The organism is Nonomuraea sp. NPDC049684 (genome assembly GCF_044465345.1).
Lineage (GTDB): Bacteria > Actinomycetota > Actinomycetes > Streptosporangiales > Streptosporangiaceae > Nonomuraea.
Map to the genome: position 1 here is coordinate 94,905 of NZ_JBITLO010000018.1, position 15,492 is coordinate 110,396.

Genomic DNA, 15,492 nt, shown 5'->3' on the forward strand with positions numbered 1-15,492 from the left:
AGGTCATGGGACTGCCCGGGTCGCCGTCCTCGAGCGCCCGGTACAGCATCCACCTGCCGACGGCGAGCTCGCGGGCGATCTGGATGCCCGGACTGCCACGCCCGCGCCGGCGGCGAGCACGCCGCCGGTTACCTTGACGGGCGGCCGACGGCGCGGGTAGTGAGGAGAGTCGCGACGCTTGCCAGAGGGCAGGAGACGGTGTTCGTGAGAGAATCGGGTCGTGGAGCGGCCTGGATGTGTTGCTGTCATCGGGGTAGGCGTTCTCGGAGCCTGTGTGGGCTGGAATTTGGCGCGGCACGGCGTCAAGGTGATGTTCGTCGACGCGGGCCGGCCGGGTGAAGGGATCACCGACTGGTCGTTCTCGTGGGTCAACGCCAGTGCCAAGACCGCGAGCAGGCCCTACTTCGACCTGAACGTCGCCAGCATGGCGGCGTACCGCGAGCTTGCCGGGCTCATCGGGCCGGACCCATGGTGGCACCCCGACGGCCACCTGCGCTGGGCGGACGACCCCGCGGCGGAGGCGAGCCTCCTGGAAACGGCCGCGCTGCTGGCCGGCTGGGGCTACCGGGCCGAGGTACGCACGGGAGCCGAGGTACGCCGCCACCTCGAACCCGCGCTCACGGTGTCCGACGAGGTTCCGGTCGTGTTCTTTCCCGACGAAGCCTGGGTGCACGGACGCCATCTCGTCGGCCGCCTGGTCGGCCAGGCCGTCGCGGCCGGGGCTGAACCCCGGTTCGGCACCACGGTCCATGACGTCGGCACCGGCGCCGACGGGAGCGTCCGGACCGTCGCTCTGTCCGACGGCAGCCGTCTCGACGTCGACGCCGTCGTGAACGCCGCGGGACCCGGCGCCGCCCAGGTCGCCGGGCTCGTCGCGCGGCACTTGCCGATGCGCCGGGAGCCCGGCCTCGTCACCCGGATCGAGTGTGCTCAGGTGCCGATCCGCCGGACCATGCACGCGCCCCGCGTCGCGATCCGACCTGACGGAGACGCTTCGGTGGTCCTCCACAGCCGCGAGGTCGACGCGCTCATCGACACCGGCGAAGATCCGGCGGCGCTCCAATGGCTGCTCCACGAGTCGGCGCGACAGGTCGTTCCCGGGTTCGAGGACTCCCGCATCGTCAGGACACGGGTGGTCGACCGGCCCATCCCGGGCGACGGATACCCCTCGGTGGGAGCGGTGCCGTCCGTGCCGGGCTACTACGAGGCCGTCTCCCACAGCGGCATCACGCTCGGGCCGGTGATCGGCCGGCTGCTCGCGTCGGAGATCGTCAGCGGGAGGAGGGACGAGAGGCTCGCCGGCTTCCGCCCGGAACGGTTCTCCCATGACACCCCGGCAAGTTGACGGTACGACCTCTCCCGCAGCGGGTCTGAGCCTGCCGAGGGCACACCACCACGAACGCCCATGAGGGAGGAAGCACGATCGCCTGACCGCGTCGCTGGTGCTGCACCACCTGGAGGACCGGCCTTCGAGGAGGCTGGCTGCAGGAAACAGCGGTAGAGAGTTGATCTTGATGCCTCTTCCGGCTGGATCGCCGGGCCTCGGCCTGTCGGTAAGGTTTGCTCCACCAGCCGCCATCAGTGACATTTCTGCAGGTGAACAGGGACCAGCCCACCGGATACAGGCTGGCCGAGGTCGAGCCGTACGCGGCGCACAGAACGCTTCCACAAGCACCTACGACAGCGACGAGTGTCGGTGGGCCTTTCACCGCACTCGCGACCAGCGCTGGCGGCCCGTCGACCATCTAGATCGTGCTGGACAAGCCGTCAGCGCGTTGCCAGGGTCTTCTCCCCGGCTCACCGTGGAGAAGATCAGAGTCAACGACTGAGCAGGTAACTCCGGGGGGTGGTGCCGACGGTGCGGCGGAAGGCGGCCAGGAAGGCGCTCGCCGTGGCGTACCCCACGTCGTGTGCCACCCGCGACACCGGCTGCCCCTCGGCCAGCAGCGGGAGGGCGGCGCGCAGCCGTACCTGCGTGCGCCAACGGTCGAAGTTCATGCCCGTGTCGCGCACGAACAACCGCGTCAATGTCCGCCTGCTCACGCCCGCCGCGCGGGCGTGGGCCTCCAGGCTGCGCGGGTCGGCGGGGTTGGCCAGCAGGGCGGCCGCCACCACCCGGACCCGCTCGTCGGTGGGCTGGGGCACGTCGATGGGCCGGGTGGGCAGGGGGCGTAGCAGGTCGGGCACCACCGCCTCGGCGCGCAGTCGCGCGTCGTCGGTGAGGTCGGTGCGTGCCAGATACCCGATCAACTCGGCCAGCAGGCCGTCGACGCCGACCGCCGTGGGCTCGGGCCAGTCCAGCGGACAGCGCTCCGGAGCCAGGTACAGGCTGCAGAGCACGGCGTCGCGGGTCGCGCCGGTGGTGTGGGTGACACCCGCGGGCAGCCAGAGTGCCCTGGTGGGCGGCAGGACCCAGTACACCTCGCCCACGCCGACGCTCAGGACGCCGCGCCGGGTCCAGGCGATCTGGTGGTGGGTGTGACTGTGCGGGGAGATCCAGTCACCCGAGGCGAGCGGGAAGTGGCCGACGATGATCGCGCTCATGTCCTCCATGCGACATAGTCTGGCCTCATCGCGGATTGTGGCCAAATACGGCGGATCATAGCGTCGTCGGGTGCCGATGATTGTGTTGTGTCTTGTCCAGTTCATGCTCGTGCTCGATGACACCGTCGTGAACGTTGCCCTGCCCAGCATTCGCGATGAGCTGGGCTTCAGCGCGTCCGGCTTGCCCTGGGTCGTCAACGCCTACTTCCTGGCTTTCGGCGGTTTGCTGCTGCTGTGCGGCCGGATGGCGGATCTGCTGGGCCGCCGTCGCGTCTTCCTCATCGGGGTGGCGTTGTTCGGGGTGGCCAGCCTGGCCTGCGGGCTGGCTCAGGAGCCGTGGCAGCTCGTGGTCGGGCGGTTCGTGCAGGGCGGCGGTGCTGCGATGGCCAGCCCGGCGGCGATGTCGATGATCACGTTGCTGTATCCGGGGCCGGAGGAGCGGGCCAAGGCGCTGGGCATCTGGGGCGGTATCGCGGCCCTGGGCGGAACCTCGGGCCTCGTGCTGTCCGGGGCGCTGACCGAACTGGTGTCCTGGCGCGGCATCTTCCTGATCAACCTGCCCATCGTCGCCGTGGCCCTGGCGTTGCTCCCGCGCCTGGTCCCCGAGTCCCGCGCCCCCGGCCGACGCCGCCTCGACGTTGCGGGCGCGGTCCTGGTCACCGGTGCTGCGGTGTCGCTGGTGTACGGGCTGCTGCGGGCCGGAGAGACCGGCTGGAGCGATCCGATCGTCTACGGGGCCGTCGTGTTCTCCGGGGCCCTGGCGGCGGCGTTCCTGGTGGCGGAGTCGCGGGCGGCGGCGCCGCTGGTGCCCGCATCGTTCCTGGCCTCGCGGACGCGGGCGGTGGCCAACGGCGCGACCCTGCTGTTCTCGATGGCGATGTACGCGATGTCGTTCCTGCTGATGATCCAAGTGCAGACCGTTCTGGGCTACAGCCCGTTCCTGGCCGGCATCGCCTATCTGCCCTACGGCGCCGGCATCCTGGCAGGCATGTGGCTGTCCTCCCGCATTTCGCTGAGGATCGGGACGCGCTGGGCGCTCCCGCTGGCGTTCTTGGTCAACATCGCCGGCCTGCTGCTGCTGTCCGGCGTGGCGGCGGGCGACTCCCACATCGCCCACGTCCTGCCCGGCATGCTCATACTGAGTGTGGGCAACGGGCTGAGCCTGCCCGTCATGGCAGTGGCCGCGGTCGATGGCACCACCGAGGAGGACGCCGGTCTCGGCGCAGCCCTGTTCACCTCCGTTCAGCAGGTCGGCGGTGCCGTCGGGGTGGCCGCGCTGGCCATCATGGGCTACTCGGGCGGGCTCACGGCGGGCGCCGTCTGCGTGGCGCTCGGCGCCGTGATCATCGTCGTGCTGCTGCCGTCGCGGGCCGGCGGCCCGCGGCAGACCGCTGGACATGGAGCCGATGGCCGAAACAAGCCGGCAACCGCTCCCCGGCGTCGCACCCACTGATCAGCAGATCACGGATCGCTGGGCCAGTGATTGATGACGACAGACGCGCCGCCATCCTCGCTTGCCGCGCGCGGTGAATCCATCCACACCATCGCCGCCGGAGTCGGCGTCAGGGCCACTGACCGGCCCCCGACTCTCTGAGATTCTCCGCCGACCGAAGGCGGGCTGAAGAAGTTCGATCTCGACAGCAAGCGCGCCGAGTGCCTCTCCTGCTGTCAGGCCAAGTTCGATTCTCGACACTCGCGTCATCGGCGGGGCAAGGGTGGCTGCAAAACGCTCTCTGAACAGCCGCGCGTCCGCCACACAGTTCGGTGAGCGTGGCGCCGATCTCGGTGTCGGTGACGTCGGTGCGCGGCCGGTCGCGGCCGGGCAGGGCGATGACGCGGTCGACGGCCGAGGCGTGGGCGCGGTGGGTGTTGGGGTTGGCGGTGCGCGCTGTGGCGAGGAAGGCATCGGCGGCCACGGCAAGGGGGACGCCTCCGCCGCGCAGGGCGGTGATCTTCGGCGCGACGCTCATGCCGGCCGCCGCGCGACCCCGGCGGCGATGTACCGGATAAACGTGCCGGAGTCGCGCACCGCCCCGGCGGACGGTTCTTCTGGTCGCCGCGCCGCCATGATCGCTCATGTACGTGAGCTTCGGCTGGGGCGGCGAGGCGGGGGCCGCAACCGCATCGGCATGCACGGGGTGCCGGTAAGAACGCTGTCACCAGCCGCAGTGCGCCCCTGGACGACAGTCCAGGGCAGTGACTCGCCAAGCGGACCGCCTCCCCCTCATCGGTGCAGGTCAGCGATACTCGACCGATTCCCCAGGATTACGGCCACTTCGCGAGCAGCTCGACGTCGGTGCCCCCACACGTAGATCTCGCGCCGATTCACGAGGGTTGTTTTGAGGCTCGTCGCAGGGACCAAGCAGTGGGCCATGGCCGAGGCGTCAGCACTGGATGTACGCGCGTCAAGTGCGTGACAGCGCCATCATGAATCAGGTCGTCTCACGGGTGCACCGCCCGCGATTCTCGATCGGCGGAGTCGGTGAAGGTGGCGCCGATCTCCGCCATCCGCTCGGCCGCGTGGCCGGGGTCGATCAACGCCTCGGGGGTGTGGAGGCCGGGCGGCACGGGGTCGCCGCGCAGGCCGAGCAGTCGCTCGACGCCGAGGGCGACGCCGAGCGCCGTCAGGGGGCGTTGCCCTTCCGGGTGGAGGAGGTAGCGGCTCGTCCTGAGTGGTGCCCCCGCGTGGTCCACGCCTTCGAGGTCGATCCTGACCTCCGTGGAGGCGCGGCCGCCGCGCCGCCTGTCCGCCGATTCACCGATCGCGAACGCGAAGCGGACGTTGGGCGCGCCCGTCGCGAGGGCCAGGCTCGGCACGTCGAGAATGGGGACGATCCGGCCGGGCAGGACGGTGCCGTCGACGCTGGTGACCTCCACCTCCGCCTCGGGGCCGGTGACCCAGTGGAAGACGCCGTCGCGGCGGACGTGTCCCGCCGAGGTGGCGGCCAGCAGGCGTTCCATGTCCGCCGTGGCCGCGGGCCCGCCGCTGTCGTGTTCGTCCAGCACCCCGCTGACCTCGATGGTGTCGAGCCGGGCGAACTCCCCGACCAGGCCGAGCACCGCAAGGACGACGAGCCCCGCATACCAGTGGCCGGCCAGCAGGATCGGCGCCGCGCCGGCTCGCAGGCCGGTGGCGATGACTTCGGGTCCGATGTCGACCAGGCCGCTGGAGATGCTGACGTACGGCAGGCCGCGGTCCTGGGCGTGACGCAGTCCGTTCAGCTGGCTGTCCCACACCGTTGCCACGACCGCCGAGTAGCCGTCGGCCTCCCGGAGGCCGAGGTCACCTCGCCGCAGATCGATGGTTGTGGCTGTCGCGCCGCCGAGCTCGTCGGCGACCCGTCTGGCGCGGCCGAGATCGCGGCCGGCGATCGTCAGCGGCAGCTCCGGGTACCAGCGGCGCAGCAGGGTGGCGGTCCCCGCGCCTGCCTGGCCGGATCCACCCATGATCAGTACGGAATGCTCCACAGTGACGTCCTCCCACTAACCTACATTCTGTAACTTACATTTTGTAGCTTAAGCTGGAAGGCAACGCAAGGGAGGACGATGGCCACCGGATCGACTCGCCTGTCCAAGCCGGCCAGGCGGGAGCAACTGCTCGACACCGCCATGGCGATCGTGCGCGCCCACGGCACCGACAGCCTCACGCTGCTCAGCCTGGCAGAGGCCGCCGGAGTGAGCAGGCCGGTCGTCTACGACCATTTCGGCACCCGTCCCGGACTGCTGATCGCGCTCTACCGGCGGCTCGACGAGCGGCACCGGGCCGCCTCGGAGGAGGCGCTGCGCGATGCCCCGGCCGTCCCCCGCGAGATCGCCCGCGTGCTGAGCGCCGCCTACTTCGCCTGCGCCACCGACATGCCCGAATGGACCGCGATCTCGGCCGCGCTCAAGGGGAACCAGGAGATGGAGGCGATCGAGCGCGAACTGCTCGATGGCTACACGGACCTGATGGCCACCGCCCTGCGGCCGTACTCCGGGCTCACGCCGGAAGCCCTCCGGCTGCGCTGCGTCGGCGCACTGGGCGCCGCCGAGGCGATCGCCGGGGAGCTGAACCGGGGGCGCGCCTCCGTCGCCGAGGCGATCGAGGCGCTGACCGACCTGACCATCGGCAGTATCGACACCGGCTACGTCACAGCGCCCTGACACACGACGCCGAGGACGGCACCCCCGGTGCGGCCACGGCCTTGCTCCCGGTGTTCGGGTTCCACTCGGCCGGGCGCCGCCAGCAGGTCATGCCCGAGCCCCGGCCGCTTGCGCCCCGGATGGCGGAAACGCCGCTGACGCCGGGGCGACAACGACTCGATCACCGCCCACAGTTCGTCACCGACCCCCGCGGCTTCGGCTTGGCCCCGTCCTGCGCTCTCTGCTACCGCGAGAGATCGAGCACAACGGAGATCATCCTGCTGGGACCTCTCGACCGCGGGAGGGGCGGCGGCGCAGGTGGTAGGAGCAGGCCAGGGCGAGCACCATCGGGCCCCAGAGCGCCGTCGGGCGATGCACGCCTTCGCCGGCGCCTGCCACCAGCCGTTCTCGTACGCGATGCTGTCGGCGACACCGAGCCAGGAGAGCACCATCCAGACCGAGACCGCGGGCAGGAGCAGCCCACCGGCCATGGCAGAGACGTGTGCCGCCGATGATCGGGATCCAGCTTTGGACCACCTCTCCCCAGCCGCGCACCAGACCGATGCCGAGTAGCGCCGCCAACTCGGTGAGCACGCTGAGCCCGAAGACATGGGGGATGCTGATCCACAACGGTGACACAGGACCGTCGTTGAGCTGGCCCATGTCGAAGTGAAAGGCGAACGGCAACCTCCACAGGCACGTGGGGAGCAGCACCCAGGGAGGCGCTCAGGCGGTACGGAGTGCCCGGCGTGGGACGGGTTGTGCGGTGTCGCCGGTGGCCGGGGCCGCGCGCAAGAGTCTGATCGCCACACCTGCACCTTCCACGCACCTTGAGGACAATTGATCACCTGTGACGGTGAATCGCCTCCCCCACGCGAGCCAGTGACGGCTTCGGCACATAGCCGGACGGACGGGGTCAGGCGACGGATCGCGCCACCAGAGCCATGGCCTGCCGCATGGCGTTCCGTACCTCGCCGGGTCCGTCGCCGCGCTGCAGCGCGGTCACTGCGGATGCGCTGACCGCGCCCACCATTGCGCCGACCAGGGCGGAGGCGGTGATCGTGTCGAGTCTGCCGGGGAATGCCCGCTGCAGAGCCTGGGCCAGTTCGGCCTGCGCCGTGAGGTATCGCTGAAGCAGGCGGGCCTGTAGCGCCGGCACCGAGGCCGCCAGCCGTGCCCGCAGTGCCGCGAGCCCGCTGGGGAGGTCGCTGTCCCAGGTGTCGGCGATCATCTGGTCCATCGCCCGCACCAGCACCTCAGGCAGCCCTTCCCCGGCGCGGCGCTCGGCGATCGCCTGCAGCGCCAGATCGACGCGCACGTCGGCATTGGCCAGAAGCACATCCTCCTTGGTCTGGAAGTGGAGGAAGAAGGTGCGGGGGGACACCTCCGCGGCGTCGGCGATCTCGGCCACCGTCACCTGGTCGTAGCCCTTGTCCTCGAACAGGCGCACCGCCGCCTCGATCAGTGCCTGCCGGGTGCGCTGCTTCTTGCGCTCTCGCAGTCCGTGCTTCTCCACCACGCACGGCAGTCTATGACATCTTCTGAATTAATGCATACTGTGAATTACTACATAGACTGCAGTCAGTGGAGGGAGATCATTCATGGGAAGTCTGGACGGACGCGTCGTCCTCATCACCGGAGCGGGGCGCGGCATCGGGCGGGAAGAGGCGCTGTTCTTCGCCGCCGAAGGCGCGAAGGTCGTGGTCAACGACCCCGGCGTCGCCATCGACGGCACGGGCGGCGACGCCGGGGTAGCCGCGAAGGTCGTCGAAGAGATCATCGCGCGCGGCGGACAGGCCGTGGGCAACACCGACAGCGTCACCGACTGGGACGGCGCCCGCCGCATGGTGGAGACGGCTCTGGAGTCCTTCGGCGACCTGCACGTCGTGGTCAACAACGCGACCATCGAACGGAACACGGGCCTGACCGACCTGTCGGAGGAGGACTTCGACGACGTCGCGGCCGTCAAGCTGAAGGGCACCTTCGCGGTGACGCACTGGGCGGCCCGCCACTGGCGCGACCGGTATCAGGCCGGAGTCCGCGCCGACCGCGCCGTGGTCAACACCTCCTCCGGCTCCGGGCTGCTCAACCCCCTGCCCGCGCAGGTCTCTTATGCGGCAGGCAACGCCGGGGTCGCGGCGCTGACCACCGTGGCGGCCCTCGAACTCGGCCGGTACGGCGTGCGGGTCAACTGCATCTCGCCCTCGATGGCCCGGACCCGCCTCACTCTCGCCGTTCCCGGCATGAGCGAGGAACCGCCGGTGGGCCGGTTCGACCCACTGCACCCCGCCGCCTGCGCACCTGTCGCCGCCTACCTGGCCGGCGCGGCCTGCCCGCTCACCGGTCAGGTGCTGTCGGTACGGGGCGGAACGGTCACGGTCAATCATGGCTGGTCCCTCGGCGCCCACATCCACAAGGACGGGCTGTGGAGCGTGGCGGAACTGGCCGAGAAGGTGAAGGAACTGCCGATGGACGACCCGTTCGACAAGCTCGCCCAGGCCCTGACCGGCGCACTCGGCACCATCGGACGCGATCAACTCCAGGAGATGATCAACGCCCTGCTCGACCAGGGAGTCCACTCCGACACGGCCTCCGCATGACGCGATGAACCACGTCCCGGACCGCGTGCTCAGTCACGCGGTCCGAGGATGGACGGGGGTCTGTTTCATGGATGACCGCCTCTGAGATGCGTCCGTTCTCTGCGATCTCGCAGTCTAGCGAGGTCCTGCTCAGCGACCTTGGGACACCTCGGCCAGGTCCGGCTCTGCGGCCGCCGGTTCCTCGTCTTCCCCACCGTGGCGCAGCAGACCGAGTCGGTCTGCTTGGTCACGGTGTCGGCGTCGCCGTGGAGGGAACGTCAGGTCGGCGAACGGGGTCGGGGCCGATCATCCTGGGTCGGCCGCTGCAAGCAGCCCCCTTCGGCGGGCCGGTGAAGCCATGGCCTAGCGTGATCGCCACGAAGGCGGCTGCTCGGTATTTGTGCTGGTTGGCGTGGGCGCAGAAGGGCCGGGTCGCCTTGGGCACCCTGTGGATGGTGGGCCTGGCGCTGCTCGGCGCCGGCCTCGTCAACGCCTGGCTGGCGCTGATGCGGCACCGTACGATGACCAAGATCCGAATGGACGCCAACTTCCGCACGATCGGCCACCCTTCACCTCCCCCACCCCCTTCCACGCGGGCCGAGGCGTGCAGCCGCTGGCGGGCGAAGCGCTCGGCCAGCAGCGGCAGGAAGTTCGCCACCGCCGCCTTGGTGGCGAACTGGTCGATGTCAGGTGCGGCGGCCGACGATGGTGGCGGTGCGGCGGCCTGGGATTATTGACGCCTGGCGGACGTCCGCGCTCCCGCCTCCTCGGCAGTACGGCCGGCGCTCCAGACCATCGTCCGCTGGTGGACCCGCCGGCCGTCGTGCCGGAGGCCGGGCACCAGTGGTGCCGGGCCGTGCTCGGCGAACCCCATGCGCTTGAAGAACCGCACCGCCCGGGTGTTCTCGACCAGGGTCTGCAGGTGGCAACCGGGGGATCCGGCCTTCCCCAGCCGGTCGAGCCGTCGGCTCATCAGCCCATCGGCGGCGCCGGTCCCTCGCGCCTCGGGTGCCACGTTGATGTGCAGGTGCGCGGGCCACCTGGCGTCGGCGAACTCGCCGGCGCCAGGCTGCCTGCGGATCGCGGCCCACGCCAGATCGGCCAGGCTGCGCGCGAAGAAGGCCGCGGGCCTGGGCCGGAACACCAGCCGGTAGGTCCGCATCGCCTGCTCCATGCGCTCGCCCTCGCCGGGGAACCGCGCACTGTCGAGGCATCCCGTCAGATAGCCCACCAGGGCGCCCCCGGCGACGGCGACGAAGAGCGAGTCCGGCTCCAGCTCCATGTAGGGGTCCAGGTAGACGGCCGCCTCCGAGTCCACATGCCCCCACAGAGACGCCGTGGGAGCGCCCTCGCCCACGCGCTCGAACAGCTCACGCAGCTCGGCGCGATCGCCCGGTGCGAACGTACGTATCTCCATGACGCCTCCCTCATGATGTACGGTCTACTCTGTACGACATACACGATTATGAGGCTATATGACGTACACAGAGTCCGGCACACGAGAGGATGTTCGATGGCAGAGCTGCCACCCGTCGTGGCGCGGATGTGGGGCCGCGAACCCACCACGCGCAGAGGACCGAGGCCGCGCCTGGACCTGGCCACGATCACGACGGCCGCCATCGAGATCGCCGACACCGAGGGGCTGGCCGCCGTCTCCATGAGCAACGTCGCCGCCCAGGTGGGCGTCGCTCCGATGGCGCTCTACCGGTACGTCGGCAGCAAGGACGAACTGCTGACCGTCATGGCCGACAGCGCCGTGCCCCCACCGCCCGAACGCGGGAACCTGTCCTGGCGCGACTACCTCGCCACCTGGACCCGGCTCACCCGCGACCTCCTGCTGTCCCGGCCCTGGCTGCTCGACCTGCGCCAGAGCACCCCGCCCATGGGCCCCCGCCGACTGCTCTGGCTCGACCGGGCCCTGGACGCGCTGTCCGACACCGGGCTGGACGACGGCCAGAAGTTCAACGCCACCACGGTGCTGAGCGGCTACGCCCTCACCGACGCCACACTGACGCACTCGCTCGGCGCCGGCGGCAAGGACCCCGCGGCCAGGGCCAAGGGAGCCGCCGAGTACGGCGAGATACTCACCGAGGTCCTGGACCGCGCGACGTACCCGGCGCTGTCGGCCATGATGCGTTCCGGCCTGCTCAGGGACTCCACCGGCTGGACGGAGGACGCCGACTTCCGGTTCGGCCTCGACCTCCTGCTGGATGGCATCGAGGCACTGATCGCCCGCCCAGCCCGGTAGCCGGCCCCGGCCGCTGGGTGAGGAGGAACGCGAATATCACCTGGCGGTGGGGCATTTCCAGACCCTTGACAAACGACCAAACGGCCAACAGCATCAGCGGGCCGAGAAGTCGCCGTCCACCGTTCCGATGTGCTGTGGTGGCTGTTCAGGGCAGGTCGAATGTCAGGGCGCCGCGCTCCAGACGACGACCTGCCCCGTCCTGCTGCTGGACGCCAATTGGAACTGGTACGAGATACGGGTTCGTCGGAGCCATGGACGACGAAGACGCCCGCCGGGTACGCCGGCTCGCCCCGCAGACCGTCTACCGGCGGATCGACGCCAAGCACGTCATCCACAACGACAAGCCTCACGCATTCGTCGCTGCCATGACCGATTTCGCCGACAAGCTCCCCTTCTCGGGGGGGGGCGGCCGGAAGCGCTACACGTCAATGAACGCCGGTCACAAAGACCCTGTGAGATCGGCGGGGCCTGCGATGTTGTTGATGTCAATGCCGATGGCCCGCCATGGCCGTCAAGGACGGGTTTCCCGACGACCTGTCGGTCAAGCGGGACGGGACAGTCTGGGTGGTCGGCACGGCCGGGGCGCCGGTGAAGCCCCATCTGGACAAGGAACAAGGGTGCCTGGTCACGACCGACACCGAGCGCCGGGGGAAGGGGTGGCGGTACGACGCGGGTACGTGGCATGTGGTCGCTCCGCCGCGCAGGTCCTCGGACCACCTGTCCAAGGTCGCTTGCCCTATGTACGGCCGTAGCGCATGGTCAGCGCCCTCACTTCGATCATGTCTCTCCCTCGTTCGCCGGACTGAATCGAGCCTGGCGAGCCGCGGTCCCGGCCTCCATGGGTGCGCGCCCACCTGCCGGGGTGGGAGAACGCCACCCCGGGGGGTGGGGCCGGCCCCACCGCCTTCTCCTCGCCGATCGGGCAGACTGCAGCTGTGACGGGGAGACGACCCTCGCCCGGCGGGCCGGCGTGGCGGGCGGTGACCGGCCTGGCGGCGTACGCGCTGAAGGCGGTGACCGGCCTGGCGCTGAACGCCGTCACCGGCGTGGCCGCGCTGGGGCTGCTCGTCCTGGTGCCGGTGAGCGCCGTCCTGGTGCCGGTGGCCGGGCTCGGGCGGGCGCCGCTCGGCCGGCTGCTCGCGGCCGCCCGCCGCCTGGCCGGGTTCCAGCGCCGCTGGGCGGGCCGGACGCTCGGCCTGGACGGCGACGGGAAAGGCACCGGAAACAGCATCCCGGAGAGCGACGGCGACGGGAACAGCGGCGGCGGTCGGCCGGGGAGGTGGCGGGAGCTGGCCTGGCTGGCCGTGCACGGCGTCACCGGCCCTGCTCCCGTGCTGGCGGTGTGGGCCATGTTGTCCGCCCTGGACTACGTCTTCCTCCGGCTGCGGCCGGCGGAGACGAGCCTGCTCAACACGTTCGCCCTGAGCATGTCCACGGTGGCCATCGCCGTGGTGGTGCTCATGGCCGTCCCGCTGTTCCGCACCGGCCAGGCGCGGCTGGCGCGGCGGCTGCTGGACGCCCGGCCCACGCCGGACACGCGGATCAGGGAGCTGACCGCGTCCCGGGCCGCGCTGGTCGACGCGCGCGCCGCTGAGCTGCGCCGCATCGAACGCGACCTGCACGACGGCGCGCAGGCCAAGCTGATCGCCATCCGCATGCACCTGGGGCTGGCCCGCGGCTGCGGCGACCCGGACGAGACCCTGCGGATGATCGACGAGGCGCGGGAGATCGCCGGGCAGGCGCTGGGCGACCTGCGCGACCTGGTGCGCGGCATCCATCCCCCGGTGCTGACCGACCGCGGCCTGGCCGGGGCCATCGAGGCGTCCGCGCTGCTGTGCCCGATGCCGGTGGAGATCGACATCGACCTGCCCGGCCGCCCGCAGCCGCCGGTGGAGTCCGCCGTGTACTTCGCCGCGGCCGAGGCGCTGACCAACGTGACCAAGCACAGTGGCGCCTCCCGCGCCTGGGTGCGGCTGCGGCACACCGCCGGCGTGCTCCGGCTGACCGTGGGCGACGACGGCCGGGGCCCGGTCCGCCGCGACCGGGGCACCGGCGTGCGCGGCATCGAGGACCGGCTGTCCGCCTTCGATGGCTCGCTCACCGTCAGCAGCCGTCCCGGCGGCCCGACCGAACTGACCATGGAGGTCCCGTGCGCGTTGTCATAGCCGAAGATCTCGCGCTGCTGCGGGACGGGCTGGTCCGCCTGCTGTCGGCGCACGGCTGCACCGTCGTGGAGGCGGTGGACAACGGGCCCATGCTGCTGGCGGCGCTGGTCCGGCACCGTCCCGACGTGTCGGTGATCGACGTGCGGCTGCCGCCCGGCTTCACCGACGAGGGCCTGCGCGCCGCGCTGGAGGCGCGCGCCCGGGTGCCGGGGCTGCCGGTGCTGATCCTGTCGCAGTACGTGGAGCAGCTGTACGCCAGGGAGTTGCTGTCCGACCGCTCCGGCGGGGTCGGCTACCTGCTGAAGGACCGGGTGGGCGACGTGGACCGGTTCGTCGACGCGGTGCGCCAGGTGGCCGCCGGCGGCACCGCGATGGACCCGGAGGTCGTCTCCCAGTTGCTGACCCGCCGCGACAGGGACGAACCGCTGGCCGCGCTGACGCCGCGCGAGCGCGAGGTGCTGACGCTCATGGCCCAGGGCCTGTCCAACCTGGCCATCGCCGCCCACTTCCAGGTCACCGACAAGGCGGTCGGCAAGCACACGAACAACATCTTCGCCAAGCTCGGCCTGCCTCCCTCCGACGACCACAACCGGCGCGTCATGGCGGTGCTGACCTACCTGCAGGCCGTGCCCGGCCCGCCGCGATCAACGGGCCCGGCCGCCCGTGAGAGGATTCCCCCGCAAGACGGGTGAAGCCTGGACGGAAAGGCAGCAATGTTCGCGATCTCCCTGGGCGACGACGGTGCGGAGCTGCGTCCGCTGGAGCCCTGGCGGGCCGAGGAGTTCCTGAGCCACATGGACCGCGGGCGCGAGTTCATCGGCCGGTTCATCTCCCTGCCCGACCTCGTCACCGACCTGGAGTCCGCCAGGTCGGTGCTGCAGGCGTACGCGGACAAGGCCGCGGCCGACACCGGGCGCATCTACGGCATCTGGACCGGCGGCACGCTGGTCGGCGGCGTGCTGTTCCGGACGATGGACGTCCGGCTCGGCACCGCCGAGGCGGGCTGCTGGCTGGAGCCGTCGGCGGCGGGCAAGGGCCTGGTGACCAGGGCCATCCGGGTGATCATCGACTGGGCCGTCGAGGAACGCGGCATCCACCGCGTGGAGTGGCAGGCCGCGGCGGGCAACACCGCCAGCATCGCGGTGGCCCGGCGGCTCGGGATGAGCAAGGACGGCGTCCTGCGCGAGAGCTACCCCCACCGGGGCGTCCGGCACGACGTCGAGGTCTGGTCCGTGCTCGCCCCGGAGTGGCGGGCCGGCCGCCGGACGGGCTGAACCGCGGGCGCGGCTACCCGGCTTCGTCCAGTCGCCTGGTGGTCTGGTCGATGCGGCGGATGCGGCCGTCCGGGGCCAGGCGGCCGAACATGAAGACCTCCGCCGCGAAGGTCGTGCCCTTGCGCAGCCTCGTGCGCAGGGTCCACCGGGCGGCGATCCGGTCGCCGGAGACCAGCGTCTCGTGGATCTCGACGCCGGACCCGTCGCCGGCGGCCATCGCCTCCTTGTCGACCTGCCGCCGGACGGGACGGGCGTGGTCGATCATGCGCTGCCGGTCGATCACGAGCCCGTCGTTGCAGTACTCGAAGTCCGGCACGAAGTAGCGGTCGATGATGGCGGCGGGCTCCTCGCAGGAGACGGCCATGTCCCGGGTGTAGGCGGTCAGGAAGTCGGCGAGGTCGCGCTCGCAGGTGATGCCCATTCGGCGTCCTTGAGGGTGTGGGGGTGGCTGCCGTCCCGATCCTCGCCGCCCGCGCCCGCCGCCGTCGTCGTACGGGCGGAGACGGCCGGCGCTACTCCCGCCGTCGTACGCTGCCGCGCGGCTACGGCGCCGGGACCAC

At 70.9% G+C, this 15,492-nt stretch carries 14 protein-coding genes; 8 read left to right on the forward strand and 6 right to left on the reverse strand.

The features are described 5' to 3' along the window. The first annotated feature begins 220 nt into the window (after positions 1-220). The gene (locus ACIBST_RS40855) at positions 221-1,345 is read left to right on the forward strand and encodes an NAD(P)/FAD-dependent oxidoreductase (RefSeq protein ID WP_397178878.1); all 1,125 of its coding nucleotides are present in this window, start codon (positions 221-223) and stop codon (positions 1,343-1,345) included. 473 nt (positions 1,346-1,818) lie between these two features. Here ACIBST_RS40855 and ACIBST_RS40860 read toward each other — a convergent pair whose 3' ends face one another. Continuing rightward, complete coding sequence (locus ACIBST_RS40860; RefSeq protein ID WP_397178879.1) at positions 1,819-2,553, reverse strand: AraC family transcriptional regulator; 735 nt, start codon at positions 2,551-2,553, stop codon at positions 1,819-1,821. Between the two features lie 67 nt (positions 2,554-2,620). On the opposite strand from ACIBST_RS40860, the gene ACIBST_RS40865 reads away from it, so the two are divergent. After that, positions 2,621-3,997 carry an MFS transporter gene (locus ACIBST_RS40865; protein ID WP_397178972.1) on the forward strand — a complete coding sequence of 459 codons (1,377 nt, stop codon included), beginning with the start codon at positions 2,621-2,623 and terminating at the stop codon, positions 3,995-3,997. A 989-nt stretch (positions 3,998-4,986) separates the two neighbouring features. Here the strand turns inward: ACIBST_RS40865 and ACIBST_RS40870 are convergent. Further along, positions 4,987-6,012: a hypothetical protein gene (locus ACIBST_RS40870; protein ID WP_397178880.1), complete on the reverse strand. Its 1,026-nt coding sequence runs from the start codon at positions 6,010-6,012 to the stop codon at positions 4,987-4,989. Between the two features lie 78 nt (positions 6,013-6,090). Between ACIBST_RS40870 and ACIBST_RS40875 the strand changes: the two genes are divergently transcribed. After that, complete coding sequence (locus ACIBST_RS40875; RefSeq protein ID WP_397178881.1) at positions 6,091-6,687, forward strand: TetR/AcrR family transcriptional regulator; 597 nt, start codon at positions 6,091-6,093, stop codon at positions 6,685-6,687. Between the two features lie 895 nt (positions 6,688-7,582). On the opposite strand, the gene ACIBST_RS40880 is transcribed toward ACIBST_RS40875, so the two are convergent. Beyond that, the gene (locus ACIBST_RS40880) at positions 7,583-8,185 is read right to left on the reverse strand and encodes a TetR/AcrR family transcriptional regulator (RefSeq protein ID WP_397178882.1); all 603 of its coding nucleotides are present in this window, start codon (positions 8,183-8,185) and stop codon (positions 7,583-7,585) included. A gap of 82 nt (positions 8,186-8,267) precedes the next feature. Between ACIBST_RS40880 and ACIBST_RS40885 the strand changes: the two genes are divergently transcribed. Next, positions 8,268-9,266 carry an SDR family NAD(P)-dependent oxidoreductase gene (locus ACIBST_RS40885; RefSeq protein ID WP_397178883.1) on the forward strand — a complete coding sequence of 333 codons (999 nt, stop codon included), beginning with the start codon at positions 8,268-8,270 and terminating at the stop codon, positions 9,264-9,266. A 226-nt stretch (positions 9,267-9,492) separates the two neighbouring features. Here the strand turns inward: ACIBST_RS40885 and ACIBST_RS40890 are convergent, their stop codons facing one another. Both ACIBST_RS40890 and ACIBST_RS40895 read right to left on the reverse strand, forming a co-directional pair. Further along, a complete protein-coding gene (locus ACIBST_RS40890) occupies positions 9,493-9,903 on the reverse strand; it encodes a hypothetical protein (protein WP_397178884.1) in 411 nt (136 codons plus the stop codon). Positions 9,904-9,975: 72 nt separating this feature from the next. Continuing rightward, on the reverse strand, positions 9,976-10,662 hold the full coding sequence (locus ACIBST_RS40895; protein WP_397178885.1) for a GNAT family N-acetyltransferase: 687 nt from the start codon (positions 10,660-10,662) through the stop codon (positions 9,976-9,978). Positions 10,663-10,758: 96 nt separating this feature from the next. On the opposite strand from ACIBST_RS40895, the gene ACIBST_RS40900 reads away from it, so the two are divergent. From ACIBST_RS40900 to ACIBST_RS40915, 4 genes are all read left to right on the forward strand, one after another. Further along, positions 10,759-11,493, forward strand: a complete 735-nt coding sequence (locus tag ACIBST_RS40900) for a TetR/AcrR family transcriptional regulator (protein ID WP_397178886.1) — start codon at positions 10,759-10,761, stop codon at positions 11,491-11,493. A 935-nt stretch (positions 11,494-12,428) separates the two neighbouring features. Continuing rightward, positions 12,429-13,658 (forward strand): histidine kinase, encoded by a 1,230-nt coding sequence (locus ACIBST_RS40905; protein WP_364420580.1) that lies wholly within the window; start codon positions 12,429-12,431, stop codon positions 13,656-13,658. Beyond that, positions 13,643-14,350, forward strand: a complete 708-nt coding sequence (locus ACIBST_RS40910) for a response regulator transcription factor (protein ID WP_352326912.1) — start codon at positions 13,643-13,645, stop codon at positions 14,348-14,350. Before ACIBST_RS40905 ends, ACIBST_RS40910 begins: the two co-directional genes overlap by 16 nt. Before the next feature lie 21 nt (positions 14,351-14,371). Next, complete coding sequence (locus tag ACIBST_RS40915; RefSeq protein ID WP_397178887.1) at positions 14,372-14,932, forward strand: GNAT family N-acetyltransferase; 561 nt, start codon at positions 14,372-14,374, stop codon at positions 14,930-14,932. A 13-nt stretch (positions 14,933-14,945) separates the two neighbouring features. Here the strand turns inward: ACIBST_RS40915 and ACIBST_RS40920 are convergent, their stop codons facing one another. Continuing rightward, positions 14,946-15,353 carry a nuclear transport factor 2 family protein gene (locus tag ACIBST_RS40920; protein ID WP_397178888.1) on the reverse strand — a complete coding sequence of 136 codons (408 nt, stop codon included), beginning with the start codon at positions 15,351-15,353 and terminating at the stop codon, positions 14,946-14,948. Between the last annotated feature and the right edge of the window lie 139 nt (positions 15,354-15,492).